We start from the raw sequence: 18696 nt of genomic DNA, 5'->3' as shown, positions 1-18696 counted from the left end.
CGAACCCGGACGGCGTCCCGTTCCGACCACGGTGCCTTCCTACAGCGCCGAGGCGGGGCCGGGGGCTACCTTGCAAGCAGCAAGGAGTCACGCATCATGCCCATCGCCACGCCGCCCCCTGACTTCGATCCGACCATCGTGCCGCCATCGCACAGAGAGCCCACCCAGGCCGAAACCTGGGAGACGGGGATCGCAACGGACCCGCCCGTGAAGGCCGACGCGCCAGCGAGGAGCGAGAAGCGGGTCACCGACCTCGTCAAGCTCTGGCCTGTGGACCGGACGGCTGCGTTCCTGCTGATCCAGCCGGACATCGCCGGCGAGGGAGCGCCGTGATGGCCGCTATCCTCGCCGTTCGCTATCTGTGGCTGCGCTGCGTGGGGACGACGGAGGTGCGGACCCAGTGAGGGTGGCCGTGCTCGCCACCATTTGGCGATGCGCACTCACGCGCACTACAGCCGCTTCAAGACCAGGGCGGGTCGCCGGCGCGCTTGCGCTCGACCCGCGCCGCGCCCCACACCACATGCAGCCGCCGGCCCTCTCGCGACAGGCTGCCGGCCACTTCCTCGATCACGTGAAGGCGACGCGCCTCGCCGCCAGGCACGTCGAGCTCCCAGATCTGCAATGAGCCATCTGGCCGTTCCTCCACGGTGATGGAGAAGCGGCCGTGGCCATCGCGGTATTTGAGGGTGCGGCAGTACATCGGCTTTCGGTGAGAGGCGCCAATGGGTAACCGCGAAGGCGCGATAGTTCCTTTGTCCGGCGGTCCTCCGGTCGACGATCTTGCCGGTCGTGCGGACTCAGTGATGGTGCCCGTGCTCCCCATGCACATGGCGATGCGCGATTTCTTCCGCCGTCGCGGTGCGCACGCCGGTCACGGTCAGGCTGAACTTGAGCGACTTGCCGGCCAGCGGGTGGTTGCCGTCGAGGATCACCTGCGGGCCCTTGATCTTTACCACGTTGAAGACCTGCGGCTGCCCCTGGTCGTCGCGGCCTTCGAGCTGGCCGCCGACCTTCACGCCGGGCGGGAAGTCCGCCTTCGAGATGGTGCGCATCAGCGACTCGTCGCGCTGGCCGAAGGCGTCGTCGGGCGCCAGGTGCAGCGTGGCCTGGAAGCCCGTTTCCTTGCCTTCCAGTGCAGCCTCGATCTTGGGGAAGGTGTTGTTGTAGCCGCCGTGGAGGTAGACCATGGGGTCGTGGCTCTCGTCGATCAGCTTGTGGGTGGTGGCGTCGGCGACCTTGTAGCGCAGGGTGACGACGGTGTCTTTCTGGATTTTCATGGCGAGGAGGGCTTGACTGTCGGAGGCGGGATTTTCGGTCAGATCGGGGCCTGCCTCTTTGACAGGGCCGGTGCCCCCCACCCCAGCCCTCCCCCAGAAGGGAGGGTGCCGAAGACCGCTCAGAACTCCTGCGACACCGGCCGCAGCACCACCTCGTTGATGTCCACGTTCGCCGGCTGCTCGACCGCGTAGACCACGGCCCGCGCGACCGAGTCCGCCGGAATCTGGTTCGCGTCGTAGAAGGCCTTCACGCCGGCCGCGGCCTCCGCATCGCTGCTGCCGAACTTGAGCTCGGACTCCACCGCGCCCGGCGACACGATGGTCACGCGCACACCGCTGTTGCCCACCTCCACGCGCAGCCCTTCGGAGATCGCGCGCACCGCATGCTTGGTGGCGCTGTAGACGGTGCCGATCGGCGTGAACACCTTCAGCCCCGCGATCGAGGCCACGTTGACGATGTGCCCGCTGCCCTGTGCCTGCATGCGCGGCAGCACCGCGGCGATGCCGTAGAGCACGCCCTTGATGTTGACGTCGATGGTGCGGTCCCACTCGTCGACCCGAAGCCTGGCCAGGGGCGACAGCGGCATCACGCCCGCGTTGTTGACCAGCACGTCGATGCGGCCGAAGGCCTCGACGGTGGCGGCGGCCAGCTTCTCGAGGTCGGCGCGCTTCGCCACGTCGGTGGCGACGGCCATGGCCTCGCCGCCGGCCTCGCGGATCTCGGCGACCAGCTGCTCGAGCCGGTCGGTGCGCCGCGCCGCCAGCACCAGCTTCGCGCCGCGTGCGGCCAGGTGGCGCGCGGTCGATTCGCCGAGCCCGCTGCTCGCGCCGGTGACGATGGCAACCTTGCCGCGGATGTTGTCTTGAACGGATGTCATGGAAGCTTCCTTTCGAGGAGGGGTTGAGGAGGAGTGACGTGAGTGTGGAAAATCCTGGCGTTCCCGTAAATGAAACTCCTGCGCGTTCAGAATTCGCATTTCCGGAACACTGCCTGTTGAAAGCCGCGCGCCCATGTCCAACCGCCTCGAAGCCCTGCGTGTCTTCTGCACCGCCGCCGACGCGGCCAACTTCCGCGATGCGGCGGTCCGCCTGTCGGTCTCACCCCAGGTGGTGACGCGCGCGGTGCGCGAGCTGGAGGAGGAACTGGGCGAGCCGCTGTTCCACCGCAGCACCCGCGGCGTGCAGCTCACCGATTTCGGCCGCGCCCTGGCCGAGCGGGCGCGCACCGCGGTGGGCGGCGTGGATGCGCTCTTCCACCGCACCGACCGCCGCGCGCTCTCGCAGCACGCGGGCACGGTGCGCGTGACCGCGCCCAGCGTGCTCGGCCGCCGCTGGATCCCGCAGGCACTGGCGCCGGTGCTGGCGGGGCACCCCGGGCTGGTGCTGGACCTGCGCCTGTCGGAGCAGCTGGCCGACGCGGTGGGCCAGCAGATCGACGTCGGCGTGCGCGTGGGCGGCCAGCCCGGCGGCCGCTTCGTGGCCCGCACGGTGGAGCGCATGGCGCTGATGGTGGTGGCGGCGCCGGCGCTGGTCGCGCGCACCGGCGTGCCGCGCAGCGTCGAGGAGCTCCAGCGCCTGCCGCTCACGGCGCTGGTCGACCGCGATTCGGGCCGGCTCTGGCCCTGGTCCTTCAGCCGCAAGCGGCAGATGCCGGTGTCCGCGCCGGCCTTCGTCACCGACGACACCGATGCCGAATGCACCGCCGTGCTGGCCGGCCTGGGCTTCGGCCAGCTGGTGGCGCCGCTGGCCGAGCCCTGGCTGCAGACAGGGCAACTGGTCTCGGTGCTCGAGGCCGAGGCTCCCGAGCCGTGGCCGGTGCACGTGTGGCGCGCGCAGCGCTCCCCGGTGCCGGCGCGCGTGCGGCTGGTGTACGACGCACTGGTGCGGGCGTTGGGCGGCGGGGCCAGGCCGGCACGGTGACGCGCGGCTGGCGCCCGCGCCTACTCGAACTTGCAAGCTTGCCGCATGGCGACGGCCGCCGCGCGGAAGACAGTGGCCGCACCAACCGCGAGGCCGCCGCCATGAAACCCAAGCAGCTCTACGAACTCTGCCGCCAGTCCGTCGTCGCATGGGTCGACGACTACGCGCCGAGCATGGGCGCGGCAATCTCCTACTACACGATCTTCTCGCTCGCCCCGCTGCTGGTGATCGTGATCGCGATCGCGGGCGCGCTGTTCGGGCGCGAGGCGGCGCAGGGCCGCATCGTGGCCCAGATCTCGGGCCTGGTCGGGCGCGAGGGCGCGACCGCCGTCGAGGCGATGCTGCGCAGCGTGAGCGAGCCCGACAAGGGCCTGATCGCGGGACTGGTCAGCGCGGTGGTGCTGCTGATCGGCGCCACCACCGTCTTCGCCGAGCTGCAGAGCGCGCTCGACCGCATCTGGCACGTGCCGGAGCGCGAGAAGCCCTCGGGCATCTGGGCGGTGCTGCGCGCGCGGCTGCTGTCCTTCGGCTTGATCCTGGGCCTGGCCTTCCTGCTGATGGTGTCGCTGGTGGTCAGTGCGGGGCTGGCGGCCTTCGGCAGCTGGTTCGGCGGGCTGATGCCGGGCTGGGAGCTGCTGCTGCAGGGGCTCAACGTGCTGATCTCGCTGGGCATCGTGACGCTCCTCTTCGCGCTGATCTACAAGCTGATGCCGACGGCGCGCATCGCGTGGCGCGACGTCTGGATCGGCGCCATGGTGACCGCCGTGCTCTTCGAGCTCGGCAAGCTGGGCATCGGGCTGTACCTGGGCAAGAGCGGCGTCAACGAGTCCTTTGCCGCGGCGGGCTCGCTGGTGCTGCTGGTGGCGTGGGTGTACTACGCGGCGCAGATCTTCCTGCTGGGGGCGGAGTTCACCAAGGTCTATGCCAACGCGCACGGGTCGACCTCGGGCACGAAGGCAGTGGCCGCCACCGAGGCCGCGGCGGCCGAGGCGGAGGCAGGGACGGACCGCGTGGAGGCCGGTGGCGTGCCGGCTGCGGCTGCGACCCCACCGCCTGCGGACTATTCGGGCCTCGGGCGCACGGCGCGCGCGCAGGAGGAGATCGATCGCCGCGTCGACCGCGCGACCGCCACGCTGCTGCGCCAGTTGATGTGGCTGGGCGCGCTCACGCTCGGCAACGTCCTGGCCACCCGTTGGACGCGGCGCCAGCGCAGGGCCGGCCGGCGCCGTGCGGCGCGGCACTGAACCGGCGCGACCGGCACGCTGCCGCTACACCGCGCCCACGCTCCCGGTGATCGGCAGCACGATGCCGGTGATGTAGCTCGAGCAGCAGGGTGCTGCAAGGAACACATAGGCCGGCGACAGCTCCTCCGGCTGGGCCGGCCGCTTCATGTCGGTGTGCTTGCCGAAGTCCTTCACCTCCTCGCCCGAGCGATCGGCGGGGTTGAGCGGCGTCCACACCGGGCCCGGCGCCACCGCGTTGACGCGGATGCCCTTGTCCAGCAGGTTGCTGGCGAGCGACTTGGTGAAGGCATGGATCGCGCCCTTGGTGGTCGAGTAGTCCAGCAGGTGCGGACTGCCTTCCAGCCCGGTCACCGAGCCGGTGTTGATGATGGAGCCGCCGCGCGGCAGGTGCGGCACCGCGGCGCGCGCCATCTGGAAGTAGCCGTAGATGTTGGTCTTGAAGGTGAGGTCCAGCCGCTCGTCCGTGATGTCCTCGATGCTCGCCGCGTGCAGTTGGAAGGCAGCGTTGTTGATCAGGATGTCGAGCTTGCCGAAGGCCTCGATCGTTTCCTTCACCGCGCGCCGGCAGAAGTCCGGGTCGCGCACGTCGCCGGGGATCAGCACGCAGTGGCGGCCCTCTTCGTGGATGCAGCGGCGCGTCTCCTCGGCGTCGACCTGTTCGTCCTCCATGTAGACGATGGCGAGGTCGGCGCCCTCGCGCGCATAGAGCAGCGCCACCGCGCGGCCGATGCCGGAGTCGCCGCCGGTCACCAGCGCCACCATGCCGTCGAGCTTGCCGCTGCCCAGATAGCCCGAGGCCTGGAAGCGCGGCTGCAGGTCCATGTGGGCCTCGAGGCCGGGCTTCTTCAGGTGCTGGGCCGGCATGGGGTTCTCGGGCTCGGGGCGGTGGCCGGCCTGCACGGCCTTCTTGCTGGGCTTGGCGTCGCCGGCCTTGCGGTCCTTGGCGTCCTGTTCGCGCTGCACCTTGCGCTGCTGCTCGGCGACCTCGCTGGTGTCCGACGAGGGGGTGTCCTGGGGGGAAGGCATGGAAAAGCTCCTGCTGGATGAGGGGAATGGAACCCACCGTAGCCAGCCCCCGGGATGCGCCATGTCGTCCGATGCCGCATCGCCCGCACAGACTCGATGACGTCCCACAGCGGGATGCGGCCGGGGCTGATGCGGCCTTCCATGCGGCCCGGCGAACTTGCGCCATCCAACGAAGAACGACCATGAGCGCCCCTCCCCTCAGTACCTCCCCCAGCCCCCGCGAAGGCCGGGAACGATGGTGGACGCGACTCGGACCAGGGCTCATCACCGGCGCCGCCGACGACGACCCGAGCGGCATCGCCACCTATTCGCAGGCCGGCGCGCAGCTGGGCTACGGCGCGTGCTGGACGCTGCTCTTCGCCTACCCGCTGATGGTGGGCATCCAACTCGCCAGCGCACGCATCGGCCGCGTCACCGGCAGGAGCCTGATCGCGAACTTCGCGCAGTTCTGCCCCCGCTGGCTGGTGGCCGCGCTGGTGCTGCTGCTGCTGACCGCCAACGTCATCAACCTGGGGGCCGATCTCAATGCGATGGGCGCCGCGGCCGCGCTGGTGCTGCCGGGCCGCGCCGCCTGGTACGTGCTGGGCTTCGGGCTGGTGTCGCTGCTGCTGCAGGTCTTCCTGCCCTACGAGCGCTATGTGCGCGTGCTCAAGTGGCTGACGCTCTCGCTCTTCGCCTACGTCGCGGTGGTGTTCGCGGTGGACGTGGACTGGCCGGCCGCGCTGAAGGGCACCTTCATTCCGTCCATGCAATGGAACAAGGACTACGTGACGACGGTGGTCGCGATCCTGGGCACCACCATCAGCCCCTACCTCTTCTTCTGGCAGGCGGAACAGGAGGTCGAGGAGATCAAGCGCGTGCCGCGCGACCAGCCGCTGCGCGTGGCCCCCGAGCAGGCGCGCCGGCAGCTGCGGCGGGTGCGCATCGACACCGCGGTCGGCATGGGTTTCTCCAACCTGGTGGCCTTCTTCATGATCGTCGCCACCGCCGCCACGCTGCACGCCCACGGCATCACCGACATCGAGACCACCGAGCAGGCCGCCGAGGCCTTGCGCCCCATCGCGGGCGAGGCGGCCTTCCTGCTTTTCGCGCTCGGCATCGTCGGCACCGGCCTGCTGGCCTTGCCCGTGCTCGCCGGTTCGGCGGCGGATGCGGTGGCCTGCTATTTCCATGTGCGCAGGGGCCTGGACCTGCCGTTGGCCGAAGGCCGCAGCTTCTACGGCATCCTGGCCGCTGCCATGGTCATCGGCCTGGTCATCGGGCTCTCGGGCGTGAACCCGATCTCGGCGTTGTACTGGTCGGCGGTGATCAACGCCGTCATCTCGGTGCCGGTGATGGTGGCCGTGATGATCGCGGCCACCAGCCGCAAGGTGATGGGGCCGATGGTCCTGCCGCTCAAGTGGAAGGTACTGGGCTGGCTGGCCACCGCCGCGATGGCGGCGGCCTCGCTGGCGCTGCTGGTCGTCTCGGTCGGCTGAAGCTTCAGGCCTTGAAGCGACGGTGGTAGTGCGCGATGCGCTGCAGCGCGTAGTCGGCGGCGGCTTCGCGGATCGTGTTGCGATCGCCCTGGAAGCGTTTCGTCTCGGTGAAGCTCTGGGTGCGGCTGCCGTCCCGGAAGGCCCAGGCGAAGCACTGCGTGCCGGCCGGAATGGCGGCGTCGGTATCGTCCGCCACCCCGGTGTTGGCGATCGCCACGTTGGCGCCGCTGTGCGAGAGGGCGCCGCGCGCCATCTCCAGCGCCACGGGTTCGCTGGTGAGGTTGAAGCGCTCCAGCGTCGCCTGCCGGACGCCGAGGTGCCGGTGCTTGGCCTTCGGGTCATAGACCACGAAGGCCGACTCCAGCACCTGGCCCGCACCCGGGGCCGAGGCCAGGCGCGAGGCGATCAGCCCGGCCGTGCAGGACTCGGCGGTGACCAGCACCAGGCCGTGTTCCTGCAGGTACTGCGCTGCGGCATGGCCGGCGCCGTTGCCATCCGTGTTCGCCATGTTGTCTCCTTGTCTCCTGAACGCGAGGTTCACTACGCTAGAAAGCGGGGGCGGCACGGCGTGTCCGTGGCGCGCGGGGGCTGCTGTAGGACGAGGCTTTGAAGGGCGGCCACTGTATATTCATCCAGATTGCCCATGTCCGCCGATCCCTCCTCCTCTTCGCCCGCCGAGCCGCTGCCCGGCGCCGGGCTCGCGGTCTCGGTCAAGGCCCTGTGCGCCTTCGCCGCCCGGGCTGGCGACCTGGACCTGCGTTTCGTGCCGGCACCCAGCGCGCAGGAAGGCGTGGCCGGCCACCGCCTGGTGCAGGGCCGGCGCGGCGCGGACTACGAAAGCGAGCTGAGCCTGGGTTCGCGCTTCGGCCGCCTGCAGGTGCGCGGCCGGGCCGACGGCTACGACCCGCTGCGCCGCCGGCTGGAGGAAATCAAGACCTTCCGTGGCGACTTCGAGGCGATTCGCGCGAACCACCGCGCACTGCATTGGGCGCAGGCGCGCTGCTACGCGTGGATGCTGTGCGAGGCGCGCGGCCTGGACGCCCTCGAGGTGGCGCTGGTCTACCTGGACCTGGGCTCGGACGACGAGCACGTGCTCGCCGAGACGACGACGCGCGAGGCCCTGCGTGCGCATTTCGAGGCGCTGTGCGGGCGCTACCTGGCCTGGGCCGAACAGGAGGCTGCGCACCGCGCGGCGCGCGATGCCGCGCTGGACGCGCTGGCCTTTCCGCATGCAGGCTTCAGGCCCGGCCAACGCGAACTGGCGCAGGCGGTTTTCCGTGCCGCCGTCGCCGAACGCTGTCTGCTGGCGCAGGCGCCCACCGGCATCGGCAAGACCGTCGCCACCCTCTTCCCGCTGCTGAAGGCGGGCGGCCGGCAGCGCATCGACAAGCTCTTCTTCCTCACGGCCAAGACCTCGGGCCGCGCGGTCGCGCTGGAAGGCCTGCGGCTGCTGCGCGACGGCACGGGCCGGCCGCTGCGCGTGCTGGAGCTGGCGGCGCGCGAGAAGGTCTGCGAGCACCCGGACAAGGCCTGCCACGGCGAGTCCTGCCCGCTGGCCCGCGGCTTCTACGACCGCTTGCCGGCCGCGCGTGCCGAGGCCGTGGGCGCGGCCTGGCTGGACCGCGCCGCTCTGCGGCGCATCGCGCTGGCGCACGAGATCTGCCCCTACTTCCTCGCGCAGGAGCTGGCGCGCTGGTGCGACGCCATCGTCGGCGACTACAACTACTACTTCGACGCCAGCGCTTTCTTGTGGGCGCTGACCCAGGAGGAAGGATGGCGCGCGGCCGTGCTGGTCGATGAGGCGCACAACCTGCTGGACCGGGCGCGCGGCATGTACAGCGCGCAGCTCGATGCGGCGGCGCTGCTCGCGGTGCGCCGCCAGGCACCCCCGCTGGTCAAGAAGGCGCTGGGCAAGCTGCAGCGCGAGTGGCGGCGGCAGCAGCAGACGCAGCTCGAGGCCTATTGCGCCTCGGACAGCATCCCGGCCGCCTTCGCGCGGGCCTTGCAGGAGGCAGTGGTCAGCCTCGGCGACCACTTCGCGGCGCAGCCGCAGGAGGCGCAGGGCGCGCTGCAGCAGTGCTTCTTCGACCTGGTGCAGTTCGCGCGGCTGGCGGAGTCCTTTGGCGAGCACTCGGTCTTCGAGTCCACGCTGGAAGAAGACGGCCATCGCGAGGCGCTCGCCATCCGCAACCTGGTGCCCGCGCCCTTCCTGCGTGGCCGCTTCGCCGGCAGCCTCAGCAGCACTTGCTTCTCCGGGACGTTGGCGCCGTTTACCTTCTACCGCGACATGCTGGGCCTGCCGGGGGACACGGCCACGCTGGACGTGGGCTCGCCCTTCCGCAGCGAGCAGCTGAAAGTGCGCATCGCGATGGATGTGTCGACGCGCTTTCGCGATCGCACGCGTTCGCTGGAACGCCTGGTGGGCATCATCGCCGCGCAGTACGCGCAGCAGCCGGGCAACTACCTCGCCTTCTTCAGCAGCTTCGATTACCTGGGCAGCGCCTTCGAAGCCTTCGCCCGGCGGCATCCCGAGGTGCCGGCCTGGGCCCAGGCGCGGGGCATGCGCGAGCCCGAGCGCGAGGCCTTCGTGGCGCGTTTCGCGCCTGGCGGGTGCGGCATCGGCTTTGCGGTGCTGGGCGGTGCCTTCGGCGAGGGCATCGACCTGCCCGGCGACCGGCTGGTCGGCGCCTTCGTCGCCAGCCTGGGCCTGCCGCAGCACAACGCCGCCAACGAACGCATGCGCGAGCGCATGCAGGCGCTGTTCGGGGAGGGCTATGCCTACACCTATGTCTACCCGGGCCTGCAGAAGGTGGTGCAGGCGGCGGGGCGGGTCATCCGCAGCGAGCAGGACGCGGGGGTGCTTTACCTGCTCGACGATCGCTTCGCGCGGCAGGACATCCGGGCGCTGCTGCCCGCCTGGTGGCGGGTGCAGCCGCTCGTCACTCTTCCTTCTTCTTCGGCGTGATGACCTTGTCCACGGTGACCGAGACCGGGTCGCTGGCCGGGAATGATTCCTCGACGCCGCTGTCCAGCGCCTCTTCGCTCGGGTCTTCCCTCACCGGCATGTGGTGCTCGGGCGGCGTGTCGTGCTTCTCCGCGGTGGGGAAGGGGAAGGGATCGGTCGGTGTCGTGCTGCTCATGAAAGCCTCCTCAAGGACGGGAAATCCAAGCTAGGTCCCGCGGCGTCGCCCCCCTGTAGGAAGCCGCGCCAAGGCCCTGCCGAGATTCGTCCCGCCCCGAGGCGCGCGAATTGGCCTACGGCGCCGGGGAGTGCCGGACTGCGTCGGGCGCAGGGCGCCGGCCGCAGGCTGTTCGTACCGATCGACTTCGATCACGACTTCGATCACGTACGACCCCATGCAAGGAGAAATTCCATGACCGACACGAAGACAGCACGCCCCGCGCCCCCCGGACCGCTGGGCGAGCACGAAGCCCGCCTCGGCGACCGCGGCGAGGCCTCGGGCCGCAACATCGAGCAGAACCGTGCCCTGGGCCAGGACGACCCGCTGCATGGCAGCCGCATGGGGCGCCGGCTGTATGACGGGACGGGCCAGCCCGGTATTCCCGACATCGGCACTGACGCGGCGCAGACCGAGGAAGCGGAGCGCAAGGCGCGCGACGACAAGCGCTGAGCCGCGCACCTGCTGCCACGCCGGAGCGCACTGACGCGCAGCGCGTCTGCGCTCCTACCCGCGGGCGCATGCGGGCGCGCAGGATGCGGGCCTCAACCTCGTTCAAGGAGTGACACATGCCCAGAGGTGACAAATCGTCCTATACGGACAAGCAGAAGCGCAAGGCCGAACACATCGAGGAAGGCTACGAGAAGCGCGGCGTGGGCGAGAAGGAAGCCGAGCGCCGCGCGTGGGCCACGGTGAACGCCGAGACCGGCGGCGGCAAGAAGAGCGGCTCCGGCCGCGGCAAGGCCGAGAACCATGCGCCCTCGCGCAAGGGGGGGCACAAGGGCGGGGCAGCTTCGGCCGGCCGCACCGCTGCCCAGCGCTCGGCCTCGGCCAAGAAGGCAGCTGCCACGCGCAAGCGCAACGCAGCCGCGCATTGAGCGCGGCGGCTGTTTCAGGGCAGGGGTTGCGCCCCGCTGCGCTTGAGCACCTCCGCCAACTGAAGCTCGACGGCGAACAGGCGCTCGTTGAGCACCGCGGTCTGAAGCCGGATCGCTTCGATGATGGCGCGCGTCGCCGGATCGGGCGCGTTGTTCGAGAGTTCCTGAAGCTCGTGCAGCTTCCTGCGCAGTTCGTTGCTCATCGTGGTGCCCTCCTTTGACGATCGAGTGGGTGAGATCGTAGGGGCACGTGACATGCTTCGCCAAGCGGTGAATGGGTGCTTGGCGCTTCGAGTGGATGCTTCGGGGCCTAGCGCCGCGGTGGAGGGACGTACATGGGATACCCCGGCGGGGCTGGGCTCGGGCCGACCAGCGGGCCCGTCGGTGGCATGACGACAAGCGGCGGAGATGGGGGCGGCGGGTGCTTCATCCGCTCCCTGATCGCCTGCACGAACTCGATCATGGTCTGGTTGCCCGGACTCTGCGCGGAATAGACCTGCGCGATGCCGACCAGCTTTTGGATAGGCGAATCGGGCGCGGCCTCCGCCAGCAGGGGGCCTGCCTGGGGCGAAATGAGGAAGCTCATGATCTTGCGCTCATCGGTGTTCGGCTGGCTCAATCTCTCCATGATGATTTCGTCCATGCTGCGCCCGGTCTTATGGCTCTCGATGGTGGCACTGGCGCGCAGCCATTCCGCATAGCGAACCGCTGGCACGATGCCGAGCCCGACGGTCGGGCCGAACGTCGGCTCTGTAGCGCGCAGCAGCTCGGCCATATCGTCTGACGACTTGAGAAACGGCGCGGCGTTGAAGTCCTCGCCGCTGTTGAGGGCCGAAACGAGGACGTCACGGCCGATCAAGCTGCCGGCCGCGCGAATTTCAGCGAGAAACTCTCTTTGCTTTTCCGGAGGAGAACTGGGGATCAGATGGGCGAGCTCCTGAAAATAGGAGTCAGTACCGTGGAGTGCCTTCCTCAAAACCAATTCTGTTCCCTGTTGCTATTCGACATGTCTTGCATATTGGATCGCTGCTTGCGCGGCGACCTGCTTGTCGGGGTCGGATGCCATCTGTTTCAGGGTGAGAGCAATATCGGCGTTGGCGCCAGTTGTATTTTCTCGGTTGTAGAGATCTGCCAATATCCGCAACAGAGGGAGTTTCTCGTCTGAGCTTAAAGATCCGCGCAACAGGAGATCACGAGCAAATTTCACAGATTCAGCAGTGACAGGTACACCGTTGACGTCCATTTCATCAAGCAACCTGCGGCCTTCGAGGCCTGGCTGTGGTCTGTAATATTGCAATGGATTTTTTTCCTCTGTCTTGCCGGCGGCAATGGCGATATCATTCTTGTATTTGACCTCTCCGTCTGGTCGGGATTCAACTGCAGAGGAACTTGCGACAGTGCTGCCCTCCATGGCAGCAAATGCAAATATGCAGACCAAGATCGAGACCGTTAGCAGCACCAAAAATAGTCTTTTCATGGTGCTTCAGCCTGCGTAGCTTTTCAGCTTGTCGAAAATGGTTTTTGGAGTCATCGGGAGTTGCAGATATCCCGCCGTGAAGTTGTACCACCGCGCAACAGCGCTGTTTTCAGTGGCCAAAATATTAATGGGTTGGCCGATCGCATCTGTTGGATTGAGGTACAAGGCTTTGTATATATCAATTAGAAAAGTGTCGCATCGATAGCGTCCTTGTTGCGCGGATGCGGTCGACGTTCTGGCGTATGCAGTTCTCGTCGAAGATGCGAAAAAGGTGTATTCGGCGCCAACGAACAGAATTTGAAACGCGCGCATCACCATTCCCCGTCTTGCTTCTACGATTTTATAACTGCTCGGGCCGCAAAAATCATTAAAGCATCCAATGCCATAAAATTGTGGGATTCTAGGGGAGGCTCCACCCCAGTAACCGTTGTACGCGCGCCGCTTGAAATTCTCGAGGGTGTTATATGCCACAGCATTGGGTTGTCCGTCATTTAGGACTTCATAAACCCCACCCTGTCCGTCATACAGACCTATGTGCCCGAGCGATGCGTAGGGCATGTTGTTTTCCATGCTGCGGCCTACTACGTCGGCCTGGAGCCTGGGTTCTTCGACGGAAATGTCGACCCCGATGTCCCAGAATGGGCGCCCATTTTGGTAGATCACCAAATTTCGTCGTCCTGTGCCGCAATGTATGCACCCGGGCGCCCTTGCGTGGTGCTATTCCAGAGCGCATTCCAGGATTGGTCGTATACAACAAAGTTTCCATCCCGTTGCATTACCGCAAGCTGACCGCCGCGGTTCTGGGTAGACGTCGACCATCGTGCCGACCAATCAGATGTTCTGTAGTACACGAGATTGCCGTCATGTTGCATTACCAGCAGATAGCGGCCATCGTCCGAGGAAAGCGACTGACCTTTATAAATAACTTGGTCAGGGTAAAGGATGGCAGCGTTGGCAATGCCAATCATCCAAAGCATGAAGGTTGTGAATACAGCAAGCGCTCTCATGTTTTTTCCTCCGGGGTTTTGGTTGGCGGCAGATCTTAGGGGTTGGTTTGCTCATTCTTTCCAATGTGTGACAATTTGCGAGATTCGGCCAAGACGACCAGATATTGAAGCTGGACTGCAAATGCCGAAGGACTGCCCGGAATGCAGCGCTAAAGGAGCGTCTGCTGGAGCATTGCGCACGCAGTCCTTCCGGCCCTCGGCTGAGCCAGAATGCGTGGCGTCCTTCCTGACACCCTGCCAAACGCCCCATGAACCTCGCCGACTCCTTCGCCGACTTCACCCGCTTCGTCGACATCCGCCGCGACATCCATGCCCACCCCGAGCTGGGCTTCGAGGAACATCGGACCTCCGACAAGGTGGCGACGCTGCTCGCCCAATGGGGCATCGAGGTGCACCGCGGCATCGCCGGCACCGGCCTGGTCGGCGTGCTGCGCCGGGGCAGCGGCACGCGCAGCATCGGCCTGCGCGCCGACATGGACGCGCTGCCGCTCCACGAGGCCAACCAGTTCGCGCACCGCTCCACGCATGACGGGCGCATGCATGCCTGCGGCCACGACGGCCACACCACCATGCTGCTGGCCGCCGCCTGGCACCTCGCGCAGCAGGGCAGCCGCTTCGACGGCACGGTGAACTTCATCTTCCAGCCGGCCGAGGAAATGGGCAAGGCGGGCGCAAAGAAGATGATCGAGGACGGGCTCTTCGAGCGCTTTCCCTGCGACGCCGTCTACGCGCTGCACAACTTCCCGGTCGGCGAGGTCGGCCGCTTCGCGCTCAATGAAGGCGCGCTGATGGCCTCGAGCAACACCTACAAGGTCACGCTGCGCGGGCGTGGCACCCACGCCTCGATGCCGCACACGGGCGTGGACCCGGTCGGCGCGGTGATCGCGCTGGCCCAGCAGCTGCAGACCATCGTGCCGCGCAACGTTGCCAGCACCGAGCGCGCGCTGGTCGCGGTCACGCAGCTGCAGGGCTCCGATGCACCCAACGTGATCCCGGACGTCGCCTCGGTCGGCGGCACGGTACGCACCTTCTCGATTCCCGCGCTGGACCGCATCGAGCAGCGCCTGCGCACGCTGGCCGAGCACATCGCGCTGGCCCACGAGTGCAGTGCCGAGGTGAGCTTCCTGCGCGCCTCGCCGCCGGTCGTGAACCACCGCGACGAGGCCCGCTTCGCCGCCGCGGTGATGCGCGAGGTGGTGGGCGAGCAGATGGTCACCGACGACTTCCCGGCCGTGATGGGCGCCGAGGACTTCGCCCACATGCTGCTGGCGCGGCCGGGCTGCTACGCCTTCCTCGGCAACGGCGACGGCGATCACCGGCTCGAGGGGCACGGGCCGGGGCCGTGCATCATCCACAACACCTCCTTCGACTTCAACGACGAGATCATCCCGATCGGCGCCAGCTACTTCGTGAAGCTGGTGGAGCGCTGGCTCCCCGCCGTCCCCTGAATCCCCTCACCACGAAAGCGGCCGCGACGATGTCCTTCTCCTCCAATCGACGTTCCCTGGTCCTTCTCGCCGCCGGCCTGCCCGCGCTGGCGGGCCTCGGCCGCGCGCAGGCGCAGCAGCAACAACGCGTGATCCGCATGGTGGTGCCCTTCGGCACCGGCGCCGTGCAGGACACGGTGGCGCGCGCCTTCAACAGCGAGCTGGGGGCGGCGCTCAACGCCAGCGTGATCGTCGAGAACCGCGCGGGCGCCGGCGGCACGGTGGGCGCGTCGCTCGTGGCCAAGGCGCCGGCGGACGGCAACACGCTGATCCTGGCGGCGGCCAGCCACCACATCGCCGGCCATCTCTACAGCAAGCTGCCCTACGACCCGCTCAAGGACTTCGTCGGCGTGGCCGAGATCGGCAGCGCGGGCTACGTGGTCGTGGCCTCGAGCGACCTCAAGGTGGCGAACACGGCCGAGTTCATCCGCGAGGTCAAGGCGCATCCCGGCAAGTACAACTACGCCTCGGCCGGCAACGGCAGCGCCACGCACCTGGCCATGGCCTCCTTCCTCGCCAAGGCCGGGCTGCAGATGACGCACATCCCGATGAAGTCCACCGGCGAGGCCGTGAACGAGCTGCTGGCCGGGCGCGTGCAGGCCGTCACCTCGTCGAGCATCGGCGTGATCGGGCTGCAGAGCGATGCGCGCATCAAGCCATTGGCTTCCACCGGCAAGGTGCGCAGCCCCTTCCTGCCCAACTTGCCGACCGCGCACGAGAGCGGCCTGCCGGGCTATGAGTTCGACTCCTGGATCGGCGTGCTCGCGCCGGCCGGCACGCCCCCGGCCGAGGTCGAGAAGCTCCATGCGGCGATAGCCAAGGTGATCGCCGAGCCCGCGATGCAGGAGCGCCTCACGCGCCTGGGCATCGAGCCGCGCAGCTCGAGCACGGCAGCTTTCCAGAAGCTGCTGCGGGCGGACTGGGACACCATGGGCGCGGTGGTCAAGGCGTCGGGCGCGAAGATCGATTAGGGCGAAGCGGGGTTAGGGCGCGCCTGCGCGGACAGTCGCAACGCTCTCACGCAAGCGCATACCTCGCCGCCCGCACGATGCTCGCCGCATCGACCCCGAAGAAGCGCCGCAGCGCCGCACGCGTGTCGCTGCGTCCGAAGCCGTCGGTGCCCAGCGTGAGATAGCGCCGGTCCGCGGGCAGGAAGGCGCGGATGCTTTCGGGCACGGCGCGCACATAGTCCGTGGCGGCGATCACCGGCCCGCTGCCGCCCGCGAGCTGCTGCGCGATGAAGGGCCGGCCCGGCTCGGCCTCGCCCGCCAGCGCGCGCGCCTGGCAGGCCTGCCCGTCGCGCGCCAGCTCGCTCCAGCTGGTGACGCTGAAGACCTCGGCAGCGATGCCCTCTTCAGCGAGCTGTTGCGCGGCCTTGAGCACCTCGGTGAGGATCGCGCCCGAGCCCAGCAGCGTGATCCTGCTGCCCTCTCCCGCGGCCGCCCGGAAGCGATAGCACCCGCGCAGCACATCGGCCTCCACGCCCGGCGGCAGGTCGGGCTGGGCGTAGTTCTCGTTCATCAGCGTCACGTAATAGAACGCGTCCTTCTGCTCGACCATCATCTCGCGGATGCCGGCGTCGACGATCACCGCCATCTCGCCCGCAAAGGCCGGGTCGTAGGCCTTGCAGTTGGGAATGGTGGCCGCGACCAGGTGGCTGGTGCCGTCCTGGTGCTGCAGCCCCTCGCCGCCCAGCGTGGTGCGGCCGGATGTGGCGCCCAGCAGGAAGCCGCGCGGGCGCTGGTCGGCCGCGGCCCAGATCTGGTCGCCCACGCGCTGGAAGCCGAACATCGAGTAGTAGATGTAGAAGGGCAGCATCGCCAGCCCGTGCACGCTGTAGCTGGTGGCGGCGGCCGTCCAGCTCGCGATGGCGCCGGCCTCGCTGATGCCTTCCTCCAGGATCTGGCCGTCGGTCGCCTCGCGGTACGAGAGCACCGAGCCGATGTCCTCCGGCGCATAGCGCTGGCCGACGCTCGAATAGATGCCCACCTGCTTGAAGAGATTGGCCATGCCGAAGGTGCGCGCCTCGTCGGCCACGATGGGCACGATGCGCGGGCCCAGCGCCGCGTCCTTCATGAGGTTGCCCAGCATGCGCACGAAGGCCATGGTGGTGCTCATCTCCTTGCCGGCAGCGGCCACGGCGAACTGGGCGTAGGCGGCGATGTCGGGCTTGGCGACCGGGTCGCACGCGGTCTCGCGCCGCGGCATGCTGCCGCCGAGCGCGGCGCGCTTGTCCTTCAGGTAGCGCATCTCGGGGCTGTCTTCGGCCGGCTTGTAGAAGGCGGCCTGCGTGGCCTGCTCGTCGGACAAGGGCAGGGCGAAGCGGTTGCGGAACTCGATCAGGTCGTGCTCGTCCAGCTTCTTCTGCGAGTGCGTGGTCATCTTGCCCTGGCCCGCTTGCCCCATGCCGTAGCCCTTCTTGGTGTGGGCCAGGATCACCGTGGGCTGGCCGCGGTGCGCGGCGGCCGCGGCGTAGGCGGCGTGGATCTTCACCAGGTCATGGCCGCCGCGCTTGAGGCGGTCGATCTGCTCGTCGGTCAGGCCCTCCACCAGCCGCGCGAGCGCCTCGTTCTGGCCGAAGAAGGTGTCGCGGTTGTAGCGGCCGTCCTTGGCGGCGAAGGTCTGCATCTGGCCGTCCACCGTGTTGGCGAAGGCGCGCATCAGCGCACCGTCGGTGTCGCGCGCGAACAGGCCGTCCCAGTCGCTGCCCCAGACCAGCTTGATCACGTTCCAGCCGGCGCCGGCGAAGAGCTTTTCCAGCTCGTCGATGATGCGGCCGTTGCCGCGGACCGGGCCATCGAGGCGCTGCAGGTTGCAGTTGACCACCCACACCAGGTTGTCCAGCCGCTCGCGCGCGGCCAGCGTCAGGGCGCTCATGGATTCGGGCTCGTCCATCTCGCCGTCGCCGAAGACGCCCCACACACGTCGCTTGTCGATGTGTGTTCCATTGTCATTGCGGCCTTCGCAGTCCAGCAGCCCGCGGTGCGTGAGGTAGCGCATGAAGCGCGCGTGGTAGATCGAGCTGATGGGGCCGATGCCCATCGAGCCGGTGGGGAACTGCCAGAAGTCCGGCATCAGGTACGGGTGCGGGTAGCTGGAGAGGCCGCGCGCGCCGCTGCCGCTTTCGAAGGCAGGCGCCGTGAGCTCCTGGCGATAGTGCTGGAGATCCTCGCCGCTCAAGCGCCCTTCGAGAAAGGCCCGCGCATAGACGCCCGGCGCACTGTGCGGCTGGAAGAAGACGAGGTCGCCGCGATGCGATTCGTCGCGTGCGTGGAAGAAGTGATTGAAGCCCGTCTCGAACAGATCCGCCGCGCTGGCATAGCTGGCGATATGGCCGCCCAGCTCGCCATAGGCCTTGTTGGCGCGCACCACCATCGCGAGCGCGTTCCAGCGCATCAGCGAGGCCAGGCGCTCCTCGATGGCGAGGTCGCCGGGGAACGCCGGCTGCTGCTCGACGGCGATGGTGTTGGCATAGGGCGTGGCCAGCTCCGGCTGCCAGCCGATACGCCGGGTGCGCGCGATGCGCGCCAGCTCGTCCAGCATCCAGCGCGCGCGCTCGGGGCCGTTCGTCTCGGCCAGCGCGGCGAAGGCCTCGCGCCATTCGGCGGTTTCGGCCGGGTCGGGGTCGTCCAGGGGCATGTCGAGCAGCGCGCGCAATGGGTCGGCGGGAATCGGAGCGTTCATGAGCCGCACTTTAGGCCGTGATCCATGGAATGAGCTGCC

Annotated in this window: 21 protein-coding genes; 9 read left to right on the top strand and 12 right to left on the bottom strand. The window is 68.2% G+C overall.

Going from position 1 to position 18696, the window contains the following annotated elements:
- Window positions 1-96: 96 nt before the first annotated feature.
- Window positions 97-333, top strand: a complete 237-nt coding sequence (locus tag AC3A6X_RS27515; protein WP_487845120.1) for a hypothetical protein — start codon at window positions 97-99, stop codon at window positions 331-333.
- A gap of 127 nt (window positions 334-460) precedes the next feature.
- Here the strand turns inward: AC3A6X_RS27515 and AC3A6X_RS27510 are convergent, their stop codons facing one another.
- The 3 genes from AC3A6X_RS27510 to AC3A6X_RS27500 form a co-directional block, all read right to left on the bottom strand.
- Window positions 461-700 carry a hypothetical protein gene (locus AC3A6X_RS27510; protein ID WP_487845119.1) on the bottom strand — a complete coding sequence of 80 codons (240 nt, stop codon included), beginning with the start codon at window positions 698-700 and terminating at the stop codon, window positions 461-463.
- Window positions 701-797: 97 nt separating this feature from the next.
- On the bottom strand, window positions 798-1277 hold the full coding sequence (locus AC3A6X_RS27505) for an FKBP-type peptidyl-prolyl cis-trans isomerase (protein WP_487845118.1): 480 nt from the start codon (window positions 1275-1277) through the stop codon (window positions 798-800).
- Between the two features lie 119 nt (window positions 1278-1396).
- A complete protein-coding gene (locus tag AC3A6X_RS27500; protein WP_487845117.1) occupies window positions 1397-2155 on the bottom strand; it encodes an SDR family oxidoreductase in 759 nt (252 codons plus the stop codon).
- A gap of 133 nt (window positions 2156-2288) precedes the next feature.
- On the opposite strand from AC3A6X_RS27500, the gene AC3A6X_RS27495 reads away from it, so the two are divergent.
- Together AC3A6X_RS27495 and AC3A6X_RS27490 are read left to right on the top strand one after the other, a co-directional pair.
- Window positions 2289-3197, top strand: coding sequence for a LysR family transcriptional regulator (locus tag AC3A6X_RS27495; protein ID WP_487845116.1), 909 nt, complete (start codon window positions 2289-2291; stop codon window positions 3195-3197).
- 101 nt (window positions 3198-3298) lie between these two features.
- Window positions 3299-4441 (top strand): YihY/virulence factor BrkB family protein, encoded by a 1143-nt coding sequence (locus tag AC3A6X_RS27490; RefSeq protein WP_487845115.1) that lies wholly within the window; start codon window positions 3299-3301, stop codon window positions 4439-4441.
- Between the two features lie 24 nt (window positions 4442-4465).
- On the opposite strand, the gene AC3A6X_RS27485 is transcribed toward AC3A6X_RS27490, so the two are convergent.
- Entirely contained in the window at window positions 4466-5467 is a 1002-nt protein-coding gene (locus tag AC3A6X_RS27485) for an SDR family oxidoreductase (RefSeq protein WP_487845114.1), read from the bottom strand.
- 182 nt (window positions 5468-5649) lie between these two features.
- On the opposite strand from AC3A6X_RS27485, the gene AC3A6X_RS27480 reads away from it, so the two are divergent.
- Window positions 5650-6945 carry an Nramp family divalent metal transporter gene (locus tag AC3A6X_RS27480; RefSeq protein ID WP_487845113.1) on the top strand — a complete coding sequence of 432 codons (1296 nt, stop codon included), beginning with the start codon at window positions 5650-5652 and terminating at the stop codon, window positions 6943-6945.
- 4 nt (window positions 6946-6949) lie between these two features.
- Here the strand turns inward: AC3A6X_RS27480 and AC3A6X_RS27475 are convergent, their stop codons facing one another.
- Window positions 6950-7453 carry a CinA family protein gene (locus AC3A6X_RS27475; RefSeq protein ID WP_487845112.1) on the bottom strand — a complete coding sequence of 168 codons (504 nt, stop codon included), beginning with the start codon at window positions 7451-7453 and terminating at the stop codon, window positions 6950-6952.
- Window positions 7454-7588: 135 nt separating this feature from the next.
- Here AC3A6X_RS27475 and AC3A6X_RS27470 point away from each other — a divergent pair, with 135 nt between their 5' ends.
- Window positions 7589-9910: a helicase C-terminal domain-containing protein gene (locus AC3A6X_RS27470; RefSeq protein WP_487845111.1), complete on the top strand. Its 2322-nt coding sequence runs from the start codon at window positions 7589-7591 to the stop codon at window positions 9908-9910.
- Here AC3A6X_RS27470 and AC3A6X_RS27465 read toward each other — a convergent pair.
- A complete protein-coding gene (locus AC3A6X_RS27465) occupies window positions 9885-10085 on the bottom strand; it encodes a hypothetical protein (RefSeq protein WP_487845110.1) in 201 nt (66 codons plus the stop codon). The genes AC3A6X_RS27470 and AC3A6X_RS27465 overlap by 26 nt on opposite strands.
- Before the next feature lie 234 nt (window positions 10086-10319).
- Here AC3A6X_RS27465 and AC3A6X_RS27460 point away from each other — a divergent pair, with 234 nt between their 5' ends.
- Window positions 10320-10577 carry a hypothetical protein gene (locus AC3A6X_RS27460; protein ID WP_309959745.1) on the top strand — a complete coding sequence of 86 codons (258 nt, stop codon included), beginning with the start codon at window positions 10320-10322 and terminating at the stop codon, window positions 10575-10577.
- 116 nt (window positions 10578-10693) lie between these two features.
- Entirely contained in the window at window positions 10694-11002 is a 309-nt protein-coding gene (locus tag AC3A6X_RS27455; protein WP_106556103.1) for a plasmid stabilization protein, read from the top strand.
- A 14-nt stretch (window positions 11003-11016) separates the two neighbouring features.
- On the opposite strand, the gene AC3A6X_RS27450 is transcribed toward AC3A6X_RS27455, so the two are convergent.
- From AC3A6X_RS27450 to AC3A6X_RS27430, 5 genes are all read right to left on the bottom strand, one after another.
- On the bottom strand, window positions 11017-11205 hold the full coding sequence (locus tag AC3A6X_RS27450; RefSeq protein ID WP_309959742.1) for a hypothetical protein: 189 nt from the start codon (window positions 11203-11205) through the stop codon (window positions 11017-11019).
- Window positions 11206-11312: 107 nt separating this feature from the next.
- On the bottom strand, window positions 11313-11978 hold the full coding sequence (locus AC3A6X_RS27445; RefSeq protein ID WP_487845109.1) for a hypothetical protein: 666 nt from the start codon (window positions 11976-11978) through the stop codon (window positions 11313-11315).
- Window positions 11979-11999: 21 nt separating this feature from the next.
- On the bottom strand, window positions 12000-12479 hold the full coding sequence (locus tag AC3A6X_RS27440) for a hypothetical protein (protein WP_487845108.1): 480 nt from the start codon (window positions 12477-12479) through the stop codon (window positions 12000-12002).
- Window positions 12480-12485: 6 nt separating this feature from the next.
- Window positions 12486-13037, bottom strand: a complete 552-nt coding sequence (locus AC3A6X_RS27435) for a hypothetical protein (RefSeq protein WP_487845107.1) — start codon at window positions 13035-13037, stop codon at window positions 12486-12488.
- A gap of 101 nt (window positions 13038-13138) precedes the next feature.
- Complete coding sequence (locus AC3A6X_RS27430) at window positions 13139-13486, bottom strand: hypothetical protein (protein WP_487845106.1); 348 nt, start codon at window positions 13484-13486, stop codon at window positions 13139-13141.
- Between the two features lie 248 nt (window positions 13487-13734).
- Here AC3A6X_RS27430 and AC3A6X_RS27425 point away from each other — a divergent pair, with 248 nt between their 5' ends.
- Together AC3A6X_RS27425 and AC3A6X_RS27420 are read left to right on the top strand one after the other, a co-directional pair.
- The gene (locus AC3A6X_RS27425) at window positions 13735-14934 is read left to right on the top strand and encodes a M20 aminoacylase family protein (RefSeq protein ID WP_487845105.1); all 1200 of its coding nucleotides are present in this window, start codon (window positions 13735-13737) and stop codon (window positions 14932-14934) included.
- 29 nt (window positions 14935-14963) lie between these two features.
- A complete protein-coding gene (locus tag AC3A6X_RS27420) occupies window positions 14964-15944 on the top strand; it encodes a tripartite tricarboxylate transporter substrate binding protein (RefSeq protein WP_487845104.1) in 981 nt (326 codons plus the stop codon).
- 46 nt (window positions 15945-15990) lie between these two features.
- Here AC3A6X_RS27420 and mdeB read toward each other — a convergent pair whose 3' ends face one another.
- Window positions 15991-18657 (bottom strand): alpha-ketoglutarate dehydrogenase, encoded by a 2667-nt coding sequence (gene mdeB, locus AC3A6X_RS27415; RefSeq protein ID WP_487845103.1) that lies wholly within the window; start codon window positions 18655-18657, stop codon window positions 15991-15993.
- Window positions 18658-18696 lie beyond the last annotated feature (39 nt).

The sequence above is a fragment of the Variovorax sp. Soil_C_12 genome, from assembly GCF_057657375.1.
The sequence above is the reverse complement of the archived record's forward strand: the minus strand, read 5'-3'. Positions and strand labels throughout refer to the sequence as shown.